Source organism: Acidianus brierleyi, assembly GCF_003201835.2.
Taxonomy (GTDB): Archaea; Thermoproteota; Thermoprotei_A; order Sulfolobales; family Sulfolobaceae; genus Aramenus; species Aramenus brierleyi.
On the sequence record NZ_CP029289.2, the window covers coordinates 18,931 to 38,637 of the forward strand.

At 34.4% G+C, this 19,707-nt stretch carries 16 protein-coding genes and 2 pseudogenes; 7 read left to right on the forward strand and 11 right to left on the reverse strand.

What is annotated here, in order from left to right:
• From DFR85_RS04805 to DFR85_RS05200, 3 genes and pseudogenes are all read right to left on the reverse strand, one after another.
• Positions 1-873: pseudogene (locus DFR85_RS04805) on the reverse strand (transposase).
• Between the two features lie 107 nt (positions 874-980).
• Positions 981-2,255 carry an ArsB/NhaD family transporter gene (locus DFR85_RS05095; RefSeq protein ID WP_110269136.1) on the reverse strand — a complete coding sequence of 425 codons (1,275 nt, stop codon included), beginning with the start codon at positions 2,253-2,255 and terminating at the stop codon, positions 981-983.
• 6 nt (positions 2,256-2,261) lie between these two features.
• Positions 2,262-2,654, reverse strand: a complete 393-nt coding sequence (locus DFR85_RS05200) for an ATP-binding protein (RefSeq protein WP_110269137.1) — start codon at positions 2,652-2,654, stop codon at positions 2,262-2,264.
• Between the two features lie 415 nt (positions 2,655-3,069).
• Here DFR85_RS05200 and DFR85_RS05385 point away from each other — a divergent pair, with 415 nt between their 5' ends.
• Positions 3,070-3,456 carry a hypothetical protein gene (locus DFR85_RS05385; protein ID WP_110269138.1) on the forward strand — a complete coding sequence of 129 codons (387 nt, stop codon included), beginning with the start codon at positions 3,070-3,072 and terminating at the stop codon, positions 3,454-3,456.
• Positions 3,457-3,505: 49 nt separating this feature from the next.
• Here the strand turns inward: DFR85_RS05385 and DFR85_RS05850 are convergent, their stop codons facing one another.
• The gene (locus tag DFR85_RS05850) at positions 3,506-4,477 is read right to left on the reverse strand and encodes a glycosyltransferase family 2 protein (protein WP_110269139.1); all 972 of its coding nucleotides are present in this window, start codon (positions 4,475-4,477) and stop codon (positions 3,506-3,508) included.
• A gap of 585 nt (positions 4,478-5,062) precedes the next feature.
• Between DFR85_RS05850 and DFR85_RS05920 the strand changes: the two genes are divergently transcribed.
• From DFR85_RS05920 to DFR85_RS08260, 5 genes and pseudogenes are all read left to right on the forward strand, one after another.
• A complete protein-coding gene (locus tag DFR85_RS05920; RefSeq protein WP_110269140.1) occupies positions 5,063-5,908 on the forward strand; it encodes an MFS transporter in 846 nt (281 codons plus the stop codon).
• 270 nt (positions 5,909-6,178) lie between these two features.
• The gene (locus DFR85_RS06485; RefSeq protein ID WP_110269142.1) at positions 6,179-7,330 is read left to right on the forward strand and encodes an IS110 family RNA-guided transposase; all 1,152 of its coding nucleotides are present in this window, start codon (positions 6,179-6,181) and stop codon (positions 7,328-7,330) included.
• A 35-nt stretch (positions 7,331-7,365) separates the two neighbouring features.
• Positions 7,366-7,512 (forward strand): hypothetical protein, encoded by a 147-nt coding sequence (locus tag DFR85_RS06980; protein ID WP_162582512.1) that lies wholly within the window; start codon positions 7,366-7,368, stop codon positions 7,510-7,512.
• 740 nt (positions 7,513-8,252) lie between these two features.
• A pseudogene (locus tag DFR85_RS07270) lies at positions 8,253-9,306 on the forward strand (IS110 family RNA-guided transposase).
• 112 nt (positions 9,307-9,418) lie between these two features.
• Positions 9,419-10,000 (forward strand): MFS transporter, encoded by a 582-nt coding sequence (locus DFR85_RS08260; protein ID WP_281351100.1) that lies wholly within the window; start codon positions 9,419-9,421, stop codon positions 9,998-10,000.
• A 2-nt stretch (positions 10,001-10,002) separates the two neighbouring features.
• Here DFR85_RS08260 and DFR85_RS08660 read toward each other — a convergent pair whose 3' ends face one another.
• Genes DFR85_RS08660 through DFR85_RS10330 form a run of 4 tightly spaced genes read right to left on the reverse strand, consistent with a single transcriptional unit; the run spans position 10,003 to position 11,466 of the window.
• Positions 10,003-10,413, reverse strand: a complete 411-nt coding sequence (locus DFR85_RS08660) for a hypothetical protein (protein ID WP_110269145.1) — start codon at positions 10,411-10,413, stop codon at positions 10,003-10,005.
• A gap of 35 nt (positions 10,414-10,448) precedes the next feature.
• Entirely contained in the window at positions 10,449-10,739 is a 291-nt protein-coding gene (locus DFR85_RS08795; protein ID WP_110269146.1) for a hypothetical protein, read from the reverse strand.
• The gene (locus DFR85_RS09920; RefSeq protein WP_110269147.1) at positions 10,736-11,074 is read right to left on the reverse strand and encodes a hypothetical protein; all 339 of its coding nucleotides are present in this window, start codon (positions 11,072-11,074) and stop codon (positions 10,736-10,738) included. Before DFR85_RS09920 ends, DFR85_RS08795 begins: the two co-directional genes overlap by 4 nt.
• The gene (locus DFR85_RS10330) at positions 11,071-11,466 is read right to left on the reverse strand and encodes a hypothetical protein (protein WP_162582514.1); all 396 of its coding nucleotides are present in this window, start codon (positions 11,464-11,466) and stop codon (positions 11,071-11,073) included. The genes DFR85_RS09920 and DFR85_RS10330 overlap by 4 nt, the downstream gene beginning before the upstream one ends.
• A 167-nt stretch (positions 11,467-11,633) precedes the next feature.
• Between DFR85_RS10330 and DFR85_RS10460 the strand changes: the two genes are divergently transcribed.
• Complete coding sequence (locus DFR85_RS10460; protein ID WP_110269149.1) at positions 11,634-11,828, forward strand: hypothetical protein; 195 nt, start codon at positions 11,634-11,636, stop codon at positions 11,826-11,828.
• Between the two features lie 17 nt (positions 11,829-11,845).
• Here the strand turns inward: DFR85_RS10460 and DFR85_RS11240 are convergent, their stop codons facing one another.
• From DFR85_RS11240 to DFR85_RS11985, 3 genes are all read right to left on the reverse strand, one after another.
• Positions 11,846-15,025 (reverse strand): molybdopterin dinucleotide binding domain-containing protein, encoded by a 3,180-nt coding sequence (locus DFR85_RS11240; protein ID WP_110271715.1) that lies wholly within the window; start codon positions 15,023-15,025, stop codon positions 11,846-11,848.
• 591 nt (positions 15,026-15,616) lie between these two features.
• Positions 15,617-18,949 carry a molybdopterin dinucleotide binding domain-containing protein gene (locus tag DFR85_RS11565; protein ID WP_110269150.1) on the reverse strand — a complete coding sequence of 1,111 codons (3,333 nt, stop codon included), beginning with the start codon at positions 18,947-18,949 and terminating at the stop codon, positions 15,617-15,619.
• A gap of 152 nt (positions 18,950-19,101) precedes the next feature.
• Entirely contained in the window at positions 19,102-19,665 is a 564-nt protein-coding gene (locus tag DFR85_RS11985; RefSeq protein ID WP_110269151.1) for a DUF1404 domain-containing protein, read from the reverse strand.
• Positions 19,666-19,707: the final 42 nt, after the last annotated feature.

Below are 19,707 nucleotides of genomic sequence, written 5' to 3' on the forward strand. Positions count from 1 at the left end.
CTACTTCTTGACCTCAAAGCCCTTAGCTCGACCAACAACAAGGTTGGCCATGTACATCATCCAAGCATAAGCCAAACTAGCTTAGCATCAACAACTTGACCAGCAAAACTCGTAGCCCTAACAGACTCACCAAATGCTTAACAGCAGAGAACAAGGACTCAACCAACCACCTTAACTAACCCTTCTCATCCCGCCAACGCTCATAACCCAACTTCTTGAACTCGCGCACAGCCTTACGCCTAGCAGGATGACCACGCCTAAAGCGTTCTTCCTAGGAGGAACAACAACATCAACACCAAGATTATAAATCTCGTTAGTATCATAAGCCTTATCGCCATAGGACCTCTTAACTTCCTTACCCTTTTCCTTCAAGTCCTTTACTTTGAAGCAGATTCGGCCTCATTACTCGTCACCTCAGCGCTTACTATCTTGAACTCGCCCTTCTCCATAACTACTTCAATCTTAAGGAATTTTGAATCCCTCCTTTTGCCCCACTTTGCTACTATTGTCCTCCTCTTGTTGTGCTTATTCCAGTACCATCAGCTATTACTTCAAGTTCGTCACTCGCTTCAGGGAAATTAATATTCATGTTTCTTACCCTTTCCCATATTGTTAATCTAGGCTTGTCGGTATTATCTTCATTTCTGCTAGTGCGCTTAGTACTCCTTCTATTGCTCTGTAGGGTAAGAATAAGTGTAGGAAGGCTAGGAAGTCGTTGAACTCCTTTGAATTGTACTTGGTCTTAGCATACCTGTTCTCTTCCTGGAGTAATTCCCACCAGTGTTCGAAGACGTAGAAGGGGAACATTAGCTTATATCTTGTTACCACGTTCTCATCGTACTTGTTCCAATCCCTAGTGTTCTTCTTTTCCATGGGTAATACTCTGCATAATTACTTAAAAATTTTTGTATAATTCTGAAGCGATCCACAACGTACTCTCTCCTAATATTTTTATATACTTGATATGGTTGTAAGATGTATCATAGAAATAAAATCCATAAGGAGAGAATAGTTGCCACTAGAACTATAGGCGTAGTTATCAGACCTAAGTAAACATAAATCCTTAGAGGTATCTTTACGCCGTGTTTTCTTTCTAAGGAATATATCCAGAGTAGAGTAGCCAAGGACCCTATAGGAGTGAACTTAGGTCCTATGTCATTGCTTATTACGTTTACTAAAGCTAAAAGGAAATGGTTAGTAGAATGGGTAGAGTTTATAGCTAGAGAATTTATCATAACTGAAGGAAGATTGTTCATAAAGGCTGCGGTAAAGGCAAAAAGTAATCCTTCCATTATCACGTTAAATGGGGACGGAAGGCTAAACAAGGTAGAGTCAGTACTAGCTAAGAAATTAGTAACGCCTTGCTTCCCCATGCCGAAAACTACTATGTACATGCCCAAAGAGAAAAGCACAATCTGCCAAGGTGCCTCTCTTACAACCTTATATATATCTATTTTTTTCCTACGCTTGGCTATAATACCTAACAGGGTAGCCGCAGGAATGGCAACCATTGCAACTGGGATCTTGGCAAATGAAGTAAGAAAGTAAGCTACAACTAATATTGCTATGAAAGGAAAGCCTAGCTTAACCAAAAGTTGATCATTGATTGTAGGTTGAAAACTAGGCAATTCTTGATTCTTATCGGTCTTTCTAACTAGAAGAAAATAATAAAGTATTACTGAGATTATTACAGATATTATAAAAGGAAATATCATATATTCTGCATAAAGGAGAAATGAAACATCAAAATATGTAGCATCTATTATATTTACTAAGTTACTTATTATGAACGGGAGGCTTGCAGTATCTGCGACGAAACCTATTCCCGTCATAAACACAATCTTAGAACGCTCATCAATGCTGCTCCTAGATATTATTGAAGTGGCTATTGGAGTCATGACTAACGCTGCTCCATCGTTTGCAAAGAGCGCGGAAACTACAGCGTCAAGCAAAAGCAAAAGAACGAAGGCTTTGCCTAACCTATTTCCTAATCCCAATATTTTGTACGCTATATAGTCGAAGAAACCTGCTTCATCCAATATTAAAGTCATAATTATTATAGCAACGAAAGTAAACGTAGCGTCCCACACTATATCGAAAACTAACACAACGTCGTGAATATTAGAAATACCCAGAATTAGAGTAAGGGCTCCACCAATTAGTGCTGAATACCCTATTGGAATTCGCTTGGGTTTAAAATTAACCAACAAAAGCGTAGCTACGAATATTAGAATTGCAATCAGTAACTTCAGCATCCATTTTCAACCTAAGATAAACACTTTTAACAATATTGAAGCTCTTTCTTTAGGATCCCAAGACAAAGATATATTTACACCTAAGATTGAAATTCCACTAAAGTGTTGTAAGATGGATTTTATTGATTTTTTTCTATTTATCTGAGAAAGTATGTCAGAAAATATTGTATAAAGAGCTCTATAAGAAGAAAGTGAAATTCTTGCGTCAATTAGAGCATAAGGTAAATTTATGTTATTTAAGAAAACTTTCAGAATAGAGGTTTTACCTATTCTTCTTATTCCAGTAAGGGGAACTATTGGCTCAGAAATTGCAGATTGTAATAAACTTAGCTCCTCATCTCTATCGTATAAATTTTCCCTAGTTTCCTTAGGCCTTTCATCGAAGAAAATTAATAACACCCTATTAGATTTAAGCTTTTTTATACATTATCATGTAAATCCTTAAAATTTTATGTAGTGCTAGAAATATGTTAAAAGCTATTTTATTTACTAAAGATAACTTAAAAATGAAATAATAGAATAAAAATTTTTTATTCTATAAAAATAAATATGATAATTACTTAAAATAAGACAAAATACCTAAACGGTCATTTTTATTTTAGAATCTTCTATCCTTAGTAAAATTCATTAAATAACCTTAATTAATATATCGTTATAATCTCGATTCGCATTGTAAGTTCAAGAAGAATTTATAATATATCATATTCATGTAACTATACTACTCATTTCTAGCAAAATCCTAGAAAAATAATATCGCTTTTTAAAAAGAATAAAAATCTAAAAACGTTTATATGATTATATTGTCTTATTATCTATGATCAAATCGTTAATTTCAGGACTCTTAGCAGGTGTGTTAGATATCTCGTTTTATACAAACGATATGAATGTATTTGCGGTCATTTCATATCATATTTTAAAAATATACTCTATACCACTAGGTATTATTCTTCATTTAATAGCCTCAACTATAATTTTTGCTGTTGCGGTATTAATTATTGAAAAAAGTAAAATAAACGCTACTAGTTTTATTTCCTACTTTATTCTAGGAATAATGGTCGGTTCGTCTGTCCTAGCGCTATTTAGTTTACCTGTTCATCTGTTAATCTTCCCTATTAAAGTAACTCTAACTTACGTTATGGGGCACATATTTTATGGTATAGTAGGATATTTGATCTTATGGATATTAAAAAACAAAATTTAAATATTTACGAATACAATTTTTGTACTATTTTATAAATGAAAATATTTCTCTAACTTAAATTTATATTATATACATTATCTCTCCAAACTATCTTGTTTTCCCTCCAACTTATAACTAGAACTATCCAGGCAAAGAAAATCCCAATAACAGACATTAATGCTGGTAATATGGAATCTTTCTTCCTCATCCTTATAATGTTTTTAATAATCCATAGTATAAATGGAGTGATAAACACTATATTCAAAGTAAAAATAAATGACAGCAAAATAATAAACATTAAGGGTCCAAATAATAAATAAGCCTTTGCGCCTTTCGGTGAGTAAACTCTTACTGTTATTACTTGTCTTTTAGCCCATTTTATTAAGTTCCTTTCATCGTACACATTCAGAGGTTCAGCTCTACCTACAAATGCTATTTTTCCTCCTCTTCTTTTAACAATCCTTGTTAATGTGCAATCATCGCACCATTCATTTGATAGCTCGTCTATAACATATGATGTAAAAAAATCTTTTTTAAATGCCATAGACCCTCCCCAGAGAAAAGTTCCTCCTACAGCTTGAGACTCGAAGGCTAAGGTCCAGAATCCTGCTCTTATAAGATTTCTTAGAGTAATTTTAAATGGCTTAGCGAACGAAAAAGTAGTAGATGCCATATATTCTCCTAATGGAGAGACTAGTTCTTTCAACCAGTATCTAGGATAATAAGTATCTGAATCTCCAAAGACTATAACGTCGCCTTTTGCATACTTCAGTCCAGTTATTTGCGCTTTAATCTTTCCACTACATTTCTCACAATAATAATCCGTAATTACTATCTTTACATTATATTTAGTTAAAATATTTTTTACACTATCTCCTTTATCAACAACATAAATTACTTCATATTCATCTGGATAATCTTGAGAAAGAAGAGATTTCACATTGTTTTCTATATTAACGTCTATACCTCTTACTGGGATAATAATTGAAGCCTTTGCATGAAAGTTACCGTATTCTTTAAAGAACTGTGTTTCCTTCCACATTTGGCCTAGAATAGCTAAATCTACTAAAAGTGTAAAAGCAATTAAAATTAAGATCGTAAACTATCACCAATAAGCAAATTTTCAAGTAAGTTTTTATAATTGTCCATAATACTTAAACATATCTTAACTCCATTTACTAAATATAATAAAACTGTATGTATTGAGATATTTTTTAATATTAAATTAAAAAGGGATAGCAAGCCTCTTTACCTCTATCGCTATTACCTGAGATACTTAATTATATATCTTATTCAAAATATAGTATAATAATACCTTATATTATCAGTTTTTGTAATTAAAAATCAAAATAGATTATTTAGTTAATAGATTTCTTCTATATCATATTTGGATGGTTAAGTTGCGTGATTAAAAGATTATATCTAGTAAAGTTAATTATTAGATTATATTCGTATATTTATCGTAAACACATATATAGATAAGATAAGATATAAGCATATTTTAAATAAATCTTTTAACGTATCTATACAAAGTTTATGACTTTTAATTTAAAGATTTATATATGAATAAATTTATTGAATCTTCCTAGACACTTTTTTATAATATATATTCCATATCTATCATTCTATGGGAGAAGAAGAATTATTGAAGAAAATGGATTTAAACTCTACAACAAAGATTTATTGGTCACTAACAATATTAGCTACTATAGGAGGATTCCTGTTTGGATATGATACTGCAGACATAGGTACTGCGTTAGATCTAATTCCATACCATTTGTCAGCGTTTGCCTTAGGTTATCTAGTAGCTGGAGCGTCATTAGGTGCTGCAATAGGGGCTATAATTGCTGGACCGCTCACAGACAAGTACGGAAGAAAATCAATTTTACTTGTGGACGCTTTGATTTATGCAATTGGAGCAATAGTTTCAGCAATTACTATTAATGCAAATATGTTACTCATAGCTAGGACATTTATAGGACTAGCTGTAGGTGCAGACTCGGCTATTGCTACGGCATACATTGCCGAGTACGCTCCTAAAGATAAGCGAGGTAGCCTTGAAATGTTACAAGAATGGATGATAACTGCAGCTCAAACTATATCCTATATTATAGGATTTTTCATACTATTTGAGTTCCCTTTAATCGCATATAATATTGACTGGAGAATAATACTTGGAATAGCTGCTATACCTGCCATAATAGGCTTAATTTATAGGATGAAAATGCCAGAATCCCCTAGATGGTTACTTATTAAGGGGAAATTCGATAAACTCAAGGAGACATTAAATACTTTAGGAATAAAAAATGTAAGTAATGATGAATTATATACAATAGCTAACGAAATAAAAAACGATAAACCAAAACTAACTCCAGGAGTTAAAAGAGCATTACTAGTTGCAGGATTATGGATGATGTTTCAGCAGATAACAGGAGTGAACTCCTACGGCGATTTTCACGAACAACACTCCTAAACAAGAAGACAAGCTTTACAAGAGTAAAACTTTTATAAAGAGAACAAGAAAATAACACAAGCCGAAAGTGAACATGGGGATAAAACCCCATGTGGCAGGCTGGCTATACGTCCCCCGCGATCTAACATGTGGGACAACATCCCGAGTAGGAGTGTGCAAAAATTTAAGGGGACGTTCTCATACTTACTCTACACTATCTCCTAACAAAATTAACAATACAACGCGTATTATTATAGAAAAATTCAAGAATCAGGAAAAAGAGTATTACACATGGAAAGGAAGATAAAGCCTAAAGTATTTGCAATAGATGTGGGGGAATCAAGACTTGTTGCAACCAAGATGGAAATAAACAACAACACAGTAAAAGAAGCTGATACGAGAGAATTCAAATACAACGAGGAAGGACTCAAAGAACTTATAAAATTCCTAGAAGGATACGAAGAAGGAATAATGGAAGCAACAGGAGTATACTTCTACCACGTATACAACGTACTGAGAGACAACGGACTAAAAGTAAACGTGATAAACCCTGTCCAAACAGTTGAAGTCCTAGGCAAGAAGACAGACAAGAACGACTCCATAAGACTCGCAATAGCCTACGCTGCAGGCACAGTAAAAGGATCGTACATACCAACGGGAGAAATGCAAGAACTAAGAGAAATGACAAGACACAGAGAAGGACTAGTAGAGAGAAAGACACAAGTAAAGAACGAGATAAGGAAAGTTCTAGAAACAGCAGGATACAAGCTACCTCCCTTCGAAAAGAAGACAAAGGAAATAGTGAGAAAACTAGCCACTGATGAGAAGCTAACTGACGAAGAGATCAAGGAGTACTCCAAATTATTGGGAAGAAAATTAACTAGAATAGAAGCGTTCATCCTAAAACAACTCCTGGACCTACTGAACATTATAGAAGAACAAATTAAGGAAGTGGAGAACGAGATAATGAAGTTCCTACCCGAGGAAGCAGTAGAGTTGACTAAGATACCCGGAATAGGCCCAATCTCTGCAGCCACAATTTACGCTGAGCTTGGAGACGTGAGCAGGTTTGAGTCTTCGAAACAAGCTGCTTCTTATGCTGGAGTTTCTCCAAGGACTAAGCAGAGCGGGAAGACCGAATTTCACAACGGTCTCATCAAGGGGAATAAGCACTTATCCCGCGTTCTATTCCTTGTTGCAAGGTCCGCTAAGAACACGGCCCAATTTAATGGCTTCTATCAAGCCTTGTTGAAGAGGACAAGCAATTCCAAAAAGGCTACATTAGCCTTGGCCAACAAGATATGTAGGATAGTTTATCACGTACTCAAGGATGGGGAATACAAGGGTGAGACTAAGAAGACTAGGTATAGGGGAGGAGGTGGTGAAGGCCCTCAAGTTGACCCCAATCAAGTAGTTCCTTCGGCTCTTCAAGCTATCGCCTAGCCATGTTAGAGGCAAAGCATGTGGAGCCTCCTACGGTGATTTTCACGAACAACACTCCTAAACAAGAAGACAAGCCTTACAAGAGTGAGACTAAGAAGACTAGGTATAGGGGAGGGGGTGGTGAAGGCCCTCAAGTTGACCCCAATCAAGTAGTTCCTTCGGCTCTTCAAGCCATCGCCTAGCCATGTTAGAGGCAAAGCATGTGGAGCCTGCCACGCCCTAACGGACGGGGCTTCCTGCTTCAAAGCCGAGGCTTGCCCAAAGGGTAGAGGTCTCAGCTCCACAGGCACTAAGGGTCGTTCCGACCCCGAGCACTAATGTGAACCCACAGTATCCCAATATGGGACTGTTGAATGGAGCAGAGGCGTACCACATAGACCCTCGCTTTAACCAAGGCGTCTCAGTGACGCTTACTCCGTCAGTGACTGCCATTAATAGAATATTTGAAAAAGAAGTATATAAGTTTTACAAAGGAGGCTATCCATCTCCACCCTTACCGGTAGACCCAAAATCTAATTAGTAAAAATAATTTTTATTTATTATTAGTAGTTCGTAAAGATTTAATGTAATTAGTTAGATAATTATATGATAATTTTTATAAATTTCCAAGTACCATATTGGATTTTTTATATTTCCACACAATTAACTGAGAGATATTATTATAATATTAGAAAATGATGGGATGTATATGATAAAATACGTTTTATTTACATTGATTATTTAATACATTATTCTTAATGCTCTTGATTATGAGTATAATAAAATATATTCTTTTATTTATTAAGAAAAAATATGAGGTTTAATGTTGAATTTATATTTGTAATATGATTTTGGGTCTACCGTTACGGATGGAGTCTTCCGCCCCCTTTGAACCTATATAGATTAATTAGTTGGGGAGAGTAATACTCTCCAACTGGGAAACATGGTCGACCCTTTGACTGAAGCAAAGTCTTCGAGAGGGGGCGTGACAAACCCCTACCATCGGACTGAACATTGTGATAATATGCACGGATATAGGTGTGATAAAGAGGTAGGGATCCTAGGAATAGACATATCAAAAGATCATCTAGTAACGAGTGAGGGGAGGGTCTACGAGAACAACAAGAAGGGTTATGAAGAAATACTAAAAGTGAAACTAAACACAATAGTGGTCGAACCGACAGGAGCATACTCAATAAAACCATGTCAATACTTCAAGGAAAAAGGGATCAAGATACTACAAGTAAGCCCAAATATACTATGGAAGGAGAAGGACTTGAGAGGAAAGAAAACAGATTTTTACTACAAAAACTAATAAACATGGCAAACAAGGCAAAGGAGTACAACTACAACCCATTGAAAGAACTAGTAACACTATATATCTTCCTAAAAGACCTTGAAGTAAAGTACAAGAACAGGGTAAAAAGAGCACTATTCCTAGTCAGTGACGAGGAAAAAATAAGCAAGGAAATGCTTGAAGAATTCTCTAAAGGAAACTTCAAAATACAATTATACAACTTGGAACAAAGATAGTACTTGAAGAAATCGAAGTATTATCTAAAGCACTACTGGAAACAAGCGAGAAAATAAAAGAAGTAGAGAAAATGATACAATCACAGTCTGAAAATCACGTTCTATTAACTATACCGGGAATAGGAAAACTTTCTTCGGGAATAATAATAGGCATTGTTGGAGACATTAAACGCTTTCCTAACCCTGAGTCCTTCGTAGCCTACTGTGGTTTAGACCCAATAGTTGAGAGGAGCGGTAAAGCTACTGTAAGTAAGGGAATATCGAAGAAGGGTAATAAGTACTTGCGCAGCTTGCTCTACTTCCTCGCTGAGATGAATTATTCTCGTAATCCTACATTACTAGAATTTTACGAGAACCATAAGGAAAAGTTGAAGGGAAAGAAGTTGTACACTGCTTTAGCCAGGAAATTGGCTAGAATAGTTTGGAGTGTTTGGTATAATAATAAGCCTTATGAGCCTAAGTGATCCTCCCCAAATCGCCACGTGGATTGAAAGGTACACGTGGCAATCTTAGTTGACATTATGCTTGAAGTTCAACCGAAATATTTATTACTGAACGCCCCTTGTTAAGATAAATATTCCGTTCTATTACGGTCCATACATATTTGCACCATTTTTTGGATCAAGTGATGGATTATCAGCAATAAGAGCAGGAATAATAGCTACGCTAATAATCTCTGCAACACAGACTGCAATTGTCCTTGTTGCTCTAAAATATATAGATAAGATAGGCAGAAAAGGTTTAGGTAAATTGGGATATTTAGGAATGGCTATTTTCTTAGCTTTTGGTGGTGTTTCAGTAATGTTATTTTCTGGAATAGGAAAAGTAATAGGTCTAATAATAAGCTTTATAGGGTTTATGATATTCTTCGGTCTCGGAGTAGGAGGAATAGGTTGGACCATTCAGGGAGAGTATTTCCCTACAAACATAAGAGGAACAATGGCGTCCCTATTAGCATTCATAAACTGGACCTCTAACTTTGTACTTATAGAAGTTTTTCCTGCATGGAAGGCAGCTATAGGATTGGCTCCAGTAATGTTCAGTTTTGCAGGGCTTTCTATAATAGCTGAAATACTCTTCTTGTTCATTTTACCTGAAACAAAAGGTATGAGCGTTGAAGAAATAGCAGAAATGTTTGAGAACATGAAAGTAAAATAATATTATTTTTTAATATTAATAATTAAATTTTGGCCATTTCCTAAATATAGATCTAAATATGGCAATGTTATATTATGATTTACTAGAATAGTTATATTATTTAATCCTGGAGGAATAGATTCACCATAATATTTACCATTAACAAATACATAGATACAATTAAAGGATATAGTATTATCGTTATTTTTAGCATAACATATTGCTTCGGATTTTCCAGGATTATTCACCGTAACATTTATGTAATACATAGAAATATTTTCTCCAATTCCTTTTTCTAAAGAGAGATAACCATATCCTAAAATACCTTCACCTTCTACTTCTACTTGAGAAATTGTGTGATGAGAAATAAAGATTAATGGAATGAGAGCTATGATCAGTATAATCAGCGGAATAAGAAAATAGATCTTTTTCATAGATTATTTTATTCTTTAATAGTTTAAGAAATTAGCTATAAGCTAGCATATAATAACCCTTTTTCTCTAAAACATTCCTTCAAAGATTTACAAATTTTATCTGCTTTAAAACCATAGCAGTCTACACTTATTATCTTTTCTTTTCTACTATCAAACAGTATCTTGCAATTTACCTTATAATTACTAGATTTTAATGAAATTTCTGTTATGGGACCTAAAGTAAAATCTAATGTGAATGTTATTTTAACATTATCCACTTCTACACAAAATTCTCCTGACTTCATACATTTTACAGAATTACAATTAAAGAATTCATGAATACTCATTTTACCACCACAGTAATATCGTCCTTACAATTAAGATTTTTATTTTTATATAAAGGGTTCAACTTATTTTCTATTTCTTTTGCTATACATTTTATATAGGATGAATATTCTTCAGGAATTTTTACTACTTCATAAAAATATATTTTCCCAGATAGGAAAACAGGAGGATTATACGCTCCAATATTGCTATCATTACCTATATAATCAACATAAAGCGCCCTAGCTTGAGTTTTTACTATTAGCACAACATTTTTCTGCAATGCAATCTTACCTTTGATCTGAGAAGGAAAAAATTGCTCACCTTTAATTTCAAATTTTAGAAGCGTTAAGATCACCCAAACATTTCCTTCTGTATTTTAGCGAAAAGACTCAGGTCTACTATTTGGATTATACATAACCCTATTATAGTGAACATTAAAATCAGAATATCAATAGGAGGTCTGAAATATAACCAGTATGAAAGATAAATTACAATAGCTATTAACGACTTAGATATACCATAATATTCAGCATATTTTAAACTCATAGAAATCATGCCAAGAATTAGCATATTAAAAACAGCCGAAATTAACGGTACTGAAGTTAGGATAGCTCTAAGATCAATATTACTTATGGGTAAAGGATTAAACGTTAGAAGAGTAAATAAAGACACAGAAAATATGATATTTATGGAATAGAGAAATGACGAGAGTAAAAGGACTAATTTATTCAATGATTTTAGATCCATTTGTATCACCAACGTTTATATAGAAAATATAGATTACAAAAATTTAAAGCTTATTATATTTCATGATTATCTAATCATGAAAAAACAATGTATAAATAATAGGTTGCTTAAATAACTTAAAATAAAAAAGTTTATAAGAAAAGGATACAATAGGAATTTGTGAAACTATGAAAATAACACAGATTTGCAGTTGTTCCATACTAACTATATTGGGAATATTTTTACTTTTATCAGGAATAATTGGCGGTATTAGTTATTTCAGATACTCTCCAGACGTTCCAATATATTTAGGAATACTTTTATTGAGTTTAGCTACGATCTCAATAAGTATAAGCATAGCAAATAGACAAAATGAATGGTAAAAATTTAAAATAAAAAATTACGTACGAAAATCTATTGGTGCAAATACTAATTGTTCTTTTTCAATCTCTGGAAGAGATCCTATTTTCTTTATATTAGCCCATGTCATCTTAAAAGTCCAATTTCCTGTTGCTGGATCTACGTTAGGTAAAGTTATTAAGTTAGCAGCCTGCTGGTGTGGATTAGCCATTGCTATAAACAATACTCCAGGCGAAGCAGTATTTGATATCCATATAACGCCAGTTAGCGTTCCATAATCATTATACACTTCCACTATATCTCCGTTCTTAAGTCCTTCATTATCGGCATCTTCCTTACTTATCATTATAAATACGTATGGTACTCTAGATCTTATCTCTGGTACTTCAAAATCTGGCCAACACGATTGCCATAATATTTCCCATCTGCCATTGTTTGCATTATATTTATACTTCTGCCTTGCCTCCTTCATATAGCCATAATATCCAGGGAAATAGGCAGGCCATGGATAGAAAGTATTTATTACCCAAGGTAAAAGATCATAGCCGAATTTTTCCCTAACTTCGTCCAACGTCATATATCCAAGTTCTCTGATTATTAATGGTAAAGTTATAGTGCCTACTGTAACTGATTGCGAAGGATCGACTATTATTTTCTCTACCCTAAATTTGCCATGTATGCCAGGCTCTGCAAGATTCACAACCCCATATACTGTAAAACCACCGTTTGGATTATCCTCTGCGCCAACTATAGGTAAAACTTCTCCTACAGTCCTTAGCAATTTAAACTTCTTTAAGTTCATATATTTCCATCCAGGAGACCAATGAATTATAGTCCAACCATAAGGCCAATTTATCCCACTTTTACCAAAGAAGGTATCTGCGTTAGCTACATATGTTACCCAGAAATCATTAGCTATATTAAACCAATCATAATCTTCATATCTATGGGAGAATGGAATCTTTTCCATCAAAGGAGCATTAGGTTTCATATACTTCTTAAGATAAGTCCATAGAGGATTGAATGCCTTGTAAATCCTTTGAGCTTGTGCAGAAGACTGTCTACCTTCTTCTTCGTAAAGTTGATATATTCTATATGATATCATACCATATATCCATGGGTCCGGCATTGCCTCTCCAGGCGGATCGTGGAAAGCCTCACTTAGCCTAAATCTTCTCTCATGAGCATTATATCTCATTTCGTACATTTCTCCATTATTCACTGCAGAAGGTAATACTACATGAGCTGAATACTGTCCTAAAAAGTTCTGATCTAGATAAGAATCCTGAAGAATTACAAATAAAGCACCAGACACTTTATTAAGACCATCAATGATTAAATTAGCGTATTCCTCTGAGGTAGGAAATTCTGGATTAGTCTTTTTAACTGCGTCAACATTAAACGTATCTCCTACTTTCTCACTAACGTCACCCAAACCTGAGACTCCGTTAATATAATTAGAAAGTGCTTGCGCTCTTCTATTTACCACTTGTTGTAGTTTTGGTATATTATATGATAATTTAAATGGATTTGCATCAAAGGTATAGAATATCTTTCCTTGTCCACTAATTAGCCTAGAATCTATTATTGGAAGATATTTATCTACTGCTGGATACAGCGTCTTTGTATATTCTTCATAAATAGTTTTAGAAGGACGAGATATCCAATCTCTTATCCCATCGGACCATGGAGTTGGAGGCGGATTAGGTCCAGCGTATCCTCTTTGATGGCCTCCTGTTATTTGACATCCGCATCCTGGCCTACCAGAGAGAGCTCCGCTTATCATGCACATATTAGCTAAAGCATATTGAGGTAAATAATTTATAGTCCAAATTAATCCCTTCTCATATTCTATTACAGTTCTCCTATAGTATACCTTACCATCTGTACCTATTTTAGGCTTCGCAATAATGTCTCCCAATCTCTTAATTGTATCAACCGGAACTCCAGTAGTCTTTGAAGCGTCGTTTAATATTTCTTCTAATGGCTTTGACGTCAATATTTCCTTTACATAATCCTGATAACTACTAGACATCCACTTAAATCCGTATACCTTGGCATTTTCGTATAAGGATACAAAATGTTTAACTACGTCCGGATATGTAGAATAAATATATGCTGCAACAGCATTAATCAAAACAGTGTCTGTACCAGGATTCACTTGAACGTAAAGCACTTGTTCTTTTGGATTTGGAGCTGCAGCTTCCGCAGCCTTTACAGTTTCAGTATTTCGTACCTCCACTATGGCCATTTGCGTTGGAGGTATAGGTTCTCCTGGCTCGAAATATTTCTTCTTCCGAGTTTGAGTAATTCCCTTAAGGTTATCAAACATATGTTGAATAAAATTAACTGTAGATGTAGAATATTCGTTAGCACCCCAAATAACTATAGAATCTGCTATTGAAATATCTAACATACTTGAATTATCAGGGTCTTGTGCTGCATCTATAAATCCTGCTGTAGTCATTGTTAAAGTAGGCTGATAATGAGACCTTATCATTGGCGATGCCATAGCTAAATGGAAAAACAAACTAGCCACCATTGTTGTAATATTTCCTCCTCCTTGTCCGCCTCCGTGCGTTACTCTATCAACAAATAATTGAAGAGCACCAGGGCCTATTGGATATTCGTATGTTTCATGATCTAAATAGTATTTAAGAACTCTAGCTACTACGTCTATAGCATATTCCCAAGAAACAGCTTGAAGCGAACCGTTAAATCTTACCATGGGATTTTTAGCTCTAGCCCAATATTGAGCAAATCCAGATCCATCATCACTTATAAAAGTACTCCAAATCCTTTTTGCATTCCTACCTCCTCTGGGCGAATAGTTTCCTTCATTAGCAGGACATTCCGGGCTTGGAACCATCTCTATGTAAACTTCTTCCCAAACTCCTGTATTTGGATTCCTCTTAATAGTCTTAGATACCATTCCTTCTCCTATCCATGGTTCTCCAACCAGTGCTCCTAAAGGTGGAGCTGGAGCTGTATAGTCAGCCTTATAATCCTTAAGATTTCTATCATAGATCTTATCTACAACGTTCCAAACTAAGGCATTTTTTCCAGCTTGAGGCTCTCCTGCTTTATCTGCTGGGAATACATAAACTTGATATCCACAGCCTGTATTGCAGAATCTACATACTGTAGTATAATACTCCGCATTTACTGGAGGTAAGGGAACTTTACTATTTCTAGGATATGAAGGTCGCTTGTCTGACATATTAATCATGAACATTGTTATCCTAATGCTTTAAAAATCTTAGTATATATTCCAACTTAAACTAAAATAAAGAATTTTTAAAAAATAATCGATTTAGTCCATTTAATAAGTTTAATCTTTTTTTATTTTTTATTTATATATCTCTAGCTAAACATAGCGTTTAATAGTACATAAGAAAAAAACTATTATATGAAATTTATCACCAGTCATAATCTTGCAGTAAAAATTTGCTCGAATTTACTAGTTTGAGATAAATGGAACATTCCTTTCTTTTTAATTATACAAAATTTTTAGTTAACTTACGAAATATTATTAATAGAGAAAGGTATCCTTATAATAGTTTAATGAGAATAACATATAATGAGTCTAGCTAGTCAAAAATAGCTATGTCAGTATAGTCTACCATTTTATAGTGTTATTTCATTAGATAATTCAAATGAAATAAAACTCACAAAATCTCCAGGATTTCTGATATATTAAGTTAAGTTTTAGAGAACCTAAGTTGACTGGAAAGTTTATAAGAAAATCATAATAAAAAATAAAAGTGGATTTCGTTGTACTGAAAAATTTATTTTTAAAAAATGATTCACTTTATGATCCAGAACTAGATGGAATCTGGAATTCTATAGGTGCGAATGTCATTTGCTGTATTTGGTCTTGTGTTAATCTGCCTACTTTCTTTATATTAACCCAGCTCCATTTTACCATTTGATTATCCGTCACTGGATCTACAGTTTCAGTAGTAACTTGATTTGCACCAGGCTTTACTTCAAACGCCATAGCTATGAATAACTGTCCAGGAGGAACCGTATTAGAAATCCATACAATTCCGTCTACTGAACCATAGTCGTTGTATGCTTGAATTATATCACCGTTTTGTAGTCCTTCATTAGAAGCATCTTGTTCACTCATCATTATTATTGGATATGGCAATCTCTGTAAAATCTCAGGTATTTGATAATCCACCCATCCAGACTGGAATATTATATTCCATCTTCCGTTATTTGCCCAATACTTATATTTCTGAGATAGTTGAGCAGCATATCCGAATATTCCTACATAAGGCGTTGGGAATGGGTTAAATCCATTTATTACATAAGGTAATAAATCATTCCATGAATATCCGAACATTGATTGTAAGTCATCAATACTTAGATACACAACCTCTCTTGTTATCAATGGTAATGTAGTATTGCCTATTGTTACAGATTGATTAGGATTAATAGTTACTTTTTCAGCTCTAAATTTACCTGCAATAGCTGGTTCAGCGTAATTAACAAGACCCCATAGAGTAAAACTACCGTCTGCATTAGTAGTCTTGCCCAATATAGGTAATTGAACACCTATAGTTCTTGCAGCTTGAAGATCTGTTAAATCTATTTGTGACCAACCAGGAGCCCAGTGCGGAACAACATATCCATAAGGCCATGATTTAAAGTTAATAGGTCCATTTGCTACATAATAATTCCATAATCCGTTATATATATTGAACCAATTATAGTCATAATAATTCTCGGAATATTCAGGAATTACGGATAAAGGTTGAGAATTTTGCGCCATATTAGAAGTTAATAAGCTCCAAACTTGATTAAACGCATTATATATTCTTTGAGCTTGAAGTGAACTTCCATTACCTTCTGCTTGATAGAGTTGATATATTCTATAGGCTATCATACCGTAAATCCATACATCTGGCATTGCCATCCCTACGGGTGAATGATAAACTTCGTCTAATCTCAATCTCCTATCATGACCGTCCCATCTTATTTCATAAGTTTCACCGTGATTTGACGCTGATGGTAAAATTAGATGACATGCTCTTTCCAATAAACCGTTTTGTTGCAGAATTATATCATTACCAACTACAAACATTGCTCCTGAAACTGCACTACTTCCACTTAGGCATGAAATAACTGCGCTCGCATATTGGTCAGAAGTTGGGAACTGTGGTATAGTGGAGCTTACTGCACTTACGTTATAACTTGAAGATGGAGTAGTAGATGAGGAAGATGGAATACCCAAGGACTGAGTATTTTCCACACATTCTTGAAGTAAATGTGATCTATTATCAATAACTTGAGCTAACTTTCCACCTCCCATAGTTAATTTATATGGATTAGCTGTAAATGTCCATAACACTTTACCATATCCACTATATATTAGATAATCTATAACTGGATTGTGTTGGTATATTTGCGGTACGAGAGTTGACGTATATTCGTTATAGAATTTCTTTATGTAATCCGCGATCGAGGTCCCTGATGGAGTAATACCTTGTGCAGTTAGTTGCTTTGGAACATATTCGTGCATTTGAATAAAGAATTGTCTAGATTGACTTAAGTTGCTAGACCAAGGTGGTGGTGGTGGTAATGGAAATGCTGCACCTCTTTGATGACCAAAACCAGTAGAAACTCCGCATCCGGGTCTACCAGATAACGCTCCTACTATTATTCCTAAATTAGCTACAGAATAAATTGGAGTATAATTAGCAGACCATATAATTCCCTTTTCAAACTCAAATAAATCTCTCTTGTAAAACGTTTGTCCACTACTGTTTGTTTTTGGCTTAGCTAACATATCTCCCATTTTCATTATAATATTTTGAGGTACTCCAGTTATTTGCTCAGCTTCAGATAGCCAATCGCTTAAGCTCTTAGATTGTAAGTACTGAATATAATATTCGTACGTTTGATCATTAAACATAAACCCGTAACTACTCGCAGACTTATATGTACTAATAAAATTATTAACTACGTCAGGATAGGTATAATAAATGTACGCTGCTACCGCATTAGCTAATTCGGAGTCAGTTCCAGGATTTACTTGAACGAATAGCATTTGATCGCTTTGCCCACTTTGTGCTTGCTCTACAGTTATTCCTAATTTTGCGGCCGCAGCTTTTACTGTCTCTGATGGCCTTGCTTCTACTATTATTATTTTACCGGCTTCTGCAGGTTCTCCAGATTCGAACCACTGCTGTTTTCTAGTTACAGTGACGCCAGTAATATTATCGAAAATATGTTGGATAAAATTAACAGTTGATGTAGAGTACTCATCTATACCCCATAAAACTAATACATCTGCAATACTAATATCTAACATACTAGCAGTGTCTGTACCATTTCCATTAGTAGCCTCTTCTAGCGCATCTTGAGTAAACGAAAAAGCTACTTGATAATGGAATCTTACAAACGGTGTAGCTAATCCCATATGGATCAATAACCCTGGCATTAAATTACTAAATACTCCACCTCCTTGTCCACCTCCATGATCTGCTCTTATTGCAAGAACTTGAGTTGCCGCAGGACCTACTGGATCTGGATAAGTAAAGTTCTCATTATCAAGATAATACTTTAATATTCTAGCAGCTACATCTATAGCGTAACTCCAACCTACTGGTTGTAAACTTCCATTCCATCTGATTAAAGGAGATTTGATCCTAGTAGTATATACTCTAAACCCTGCAGCATTATCTGAAAACGGGCTCCAATTCCTTTGAGCATTTCTACCACCTCTAGTTGAATAATTACCTTCATTAACTGGGCATTCAGAACTGGGAACTTCTAAAATATAGACAGATTCCCATGTGCCTGTATTTTTATTGTATCTTATAGTTCTAGATACCATTCCTTCTCCTATCCAGGGAGTACCTATTTGAGCGCCTAAGGGAGGTACTGGTTGAGTATAATCAGCCATATAATTCTGTAAATTCCTATTGAATACTTTATCAACCATGTTATATACTACAGCGTTTTGTCCAGCTTTTGGATTACCGGCTTGATTATCTGGGAATACGAAAATGTCGTATCCACAACCTACGTTACAAAATCTGCATGTCGCAAAATATCTTTCTGCAGTTACAGGAGGTAAAGGTATTTTACTATTCCTAGGATATGCTACGTTAGACTGAGAGCTAGAACTCATACTTTCATCTAATCCATCATATTGTTTAGAACTTTAAAAATTTTAGTATATATTCTTACTTTTGTTAATTAAAATCGTTTAAAAGATAGGACAAAAAGTATAAAAAATAGTTTAAACCTTTTAAGTTATCTAAAAAATAATTATGAGAAAAATTAAAAGATCATAGCGCTCTTCATTATCTTTATTATTGAATATACCAGAATTAAATTCATAACTATAAGCATAGCTATTCCTACCGCAGGTAATGCTCCAGGAGACCATGATAAAAATCTGTACGTAGCATTAGAATACTGCGGATAAGCTAAAATGAAAAATATACTTAATAAAGTATCTCCAAGCATGTAAACAGCCAATGAAATTATTCTCAAAGTTAATGACATTTTATAGATAAAAGACCCTGCTAACAATCCACCTAAAAATAGCGTTATTTCACAAAGCGCTCTAAAATCAATATATGCTGCTGCCAATGCAAAAAAATACGGTACATGCCAGAAAACGGCTGGAATTATTCCTAAAATAAATGAGTAGATAGAACCCTTAAACATTTTATATCCTATTAATACTCCAGCAGCGTAAAGTGCATAGTGGTCTAACATAAAAATTACAGGATTATTAAATTGAAGTATCTCAACGTAAGGATTTACGAATGCTACTACAAATACTATTGGTAGAATAATACTTTTCCATGAAAAAGAGCTAGGAATATATCTTATCATAATTAAACTTAATTTTTTTCGGTTAAAAACTTAGCTTCTATT